4 protein-coding genes are annotated in these 1,768 nt (G+C 67.3%); all 4 read left to right on the forward strand.

Going from position 1 to position 1,768, the window contains the following annotated elements; genetic code table 11:
• Positions 1 to 79 precede the first annotated feature (79 nt).
• A complete protein-coding gene (locus J7396_RS21435; protein WP_046932029.1) occupies positions 80 to 439 on the forward strand; it encodes a phage head closure protein in 360 nt (119 codons plus the stop codon).
• Positions 440 to 486: 47 nt separating this feature from the next.
• Positions 487 to 930 carry a hypothetical protein gene (locus J7396_RS21440; protein WP_202979485.1) on the forward strand — a complete coding sequence of 148 codons (444 nt, stop codon included), beginning with the start codon at positions 487 to 489 and terminating at the stop codon, positions 928 to 930.
• Positions 930 to 1,283, forward strand: coding sequence for a DUF3168 domain-containing protein (locus tag J7396_RS21445; RefSeq protein ID WP_209262082.1), 354 nt, complete (start codon positions 930 to 932; stop codon positions 1,281 to 1,283). Before J7396_RS21440 ends, J7396_RS21445 begins: the two co-directional genes overlap by 1 nt.
• 54 nt (positions 1,284 to 1,337) lie before the next feature.
• Positions 1,338 to 1,768: phage tail tube protein (locus J7396_RS21450; RefSeq protein WP_209262083.1), on the forward strand; the 431-nt coding region annotated here is incomplete at its 3' end.

Genomic DNA, 1,768 nt, shown 5'->3' on the forward strand with positions numbered 1-1,768 from the left:
CCGTGACCGACGAGACCGCCAACCAGCTGCCGCTGGGAGCGCACGCGCTGCTCTGGCCGCACCGGGTAGGCCTCGGCGTATGAGCCTCGCCGCCGGCAAGCTACGGCACCGAATCCGCATCCAGCGGCAGGTGACTGCGCGGGACGAGGACGGCGTGCAGGTGGTCACCTGGCAGCCGGTGCACGCCGGCACGCTCGCCGCGGCGATCGAGCCGCTATCCGCCCGGGAGTTCATCGCCGCCGGCGCAGGCCAGAGTGAAGTCTCGGCGCGCATCACCATCCGGTACCGTGCCGGCATTCTGGCGAGCATGCGCGCGGTGCACGTGCGCAACGGCGCCGATGCCGAGATCTACAACATCCAGGGTGCACTCGCCGATCGCGAGAGTGGCCTGGAGTATTTGACGCTGCCGGTTTCGACCGGCACCAACGACGGGCAGTAAGCATGAAGGTCGATATCAAGCTGGACGGCATCGGCGATGTTGTCGGCTTGCTGCAGTCGCTGCCTGCCGAAGTGGTGAGCAAGCGCGGCGGGCCTGTGAAGCTGGCACTGGCCAAGGGCGCGCGGTTCTTGCGTGACCGGGCCAAGGAGAACCTGCAACGCCAGATCACCGCCGACGGCGACGACAGCACGGGCACCACAGTGAAGGCGGTGATCGCCAGCCGCGGCAAGGCGCCGACCGGCACCAAGGGTGAGCGCCAGCTGGTGCGCGTGCGCCGCGTGTCCTTCGTCAATGCCAAGGGTGCCCGCACCAGCACGCGCCGTGCCGCGCAGCTCATGGAATACGGCTCGGCCCTCCAGCCGGCTCGGCCATGGCTGCGTCCGGCCGTGCAGCGCCGCGGTTCGCAGGTGATCGACATCGTCACCGATGATCTGCTGACGCGACTGGATCGGCTGACGAAGAAGCTGGCCAAGGGCAGGGTGGTGCGCTGATGCTGCCCAAGGTCTATCGAACCATCCACACGCCTGCGGTCGCCGCCATCGTCGCCGATCGCATCGGCCGCCACGGCGAGGTGCCGCAGGACGAGCAGCGGCCCTACATCGTCTGGCAGATCGTCACCGGCCTGCCGTACGACACGCTGAGCGAAGCGCCGAGAGGCGACGCGACCAGCGTGCAGATCGACTGCTACCACGCGACCGACTCTGGCATTGAAGAGCTGGCCCTGGCCGTGCGCGCTGCGCTGGACGCGGTGCTAATCGCCAATCGTGTGGTCATCAATAACCGGGACTCGGAAACGAGGCTCTACCGCATCGGTCTCGAGGCCGATTTCATCGACCAGCGCTGACGCCTGGTCGCTTCTACACAGCCGCCCTCGCGCGGCGCACATGAGGATTCAGCCATGACCGAGGGCGTCGTCAAGACCCAGGGCACGCACCTGTTTTTCGTCGATCCGGACGCCGCTGGCGGCCCGGCCATCACCAAGTTCGCATGCCCAACCGGTGCGTCCGGCCTGGGCGGTGCCGCCGACCAGATCGAAGACACCTGCCTCGATGAGACCACGGACCGCACCTATCAGCGCGGCCTCGGCAACCCGGCGCAGGTGTCCATGCCGTTCAACTACATCCCGAGCAACGCATCGCACGATGCTCTGTTCGCGCTGAAGGACAGCGGCAAGGTGGTGGATTGGTACATCGGCCTGAGCGATGGCACTGCCGCGCCGACCTTGAGCGTGGACGACGCGTTGGTACCGCCTCTGGCAAGCGCTCGCTCCGGGTTCGCCTTCAAGGGCTACGTCGCCGACGTGAACATCGACATCGCGACCAACGAGAT

Source organism: Xanthomonas sp. A1809 (assembly GCF_017746015.1).
GTDB lineage: Bacteria > Pseudomonadota > Gammaproteobacteria > Xanthomonadales > Xanthomonadaceae > Xanthomonas > Xanthomonas euvesicatoria.